The following is a 391-nucleotide window of genomic DNA, read 5'->3' as shown; positions in this document are numbered from 1 at the left end:
CGCCCATCTCAAGGGCTACACGGGCATCGTCCATGCCGACGGGTTCACCGGCTTCAACGGGCTGTTCGGCGAGGGCCTGGCCTGCGAGCAGGCCTGCATGGTGCATGTGCGCCGCAAGTTCGTGGATGTCTTCGAACGCGACGGGTCCACCATCGCCAAGGAAGTCATCGAACGCATCGCCCGCCTTTATGCCGTCGAAAAGGACGCGCGGTACAAGCCGCCCGACGAACGGGTCGCCCTGCGACAGACCAGGGCCAAGCCCATCTTCGATGACCTGGAGACCTGGCTGAAGAGCCAACTGCCGAAAATATCGGGGAAAACAAAGCTGGCCGAAGCCATTCGTTACGCCCTCGGCCGCATGCCCAAGGCCCGGGCATACCTCGAAAACGGC

The 391-nt window shown here is 63.2% G+C and carries 1 protein-coding gene; it reads left to right on the top strand.

Going from position 1 to position 391, the window contains the following annotated elements:
* Positions 1 to 391, top strand: a 391-nt coding sequence (locus Q1A87_RS23845) for a transposase (protein WP_299657387.1), incomplete at both ends; no start/stop codon positions are given.

The sequence above is a fragment of the uncultured Jannaschia sp. genome, assembly GCF_947494055.1.
Taxonomy (GTDB): Bacteria; Pseudomonadota; Alphaproteobacteria; order Rhodobacterales; family Rhodobacteraceae; genus Jannaschia.
This window is presented reverse-complemented; position numbering and strand designations above follow the sequence as displayed.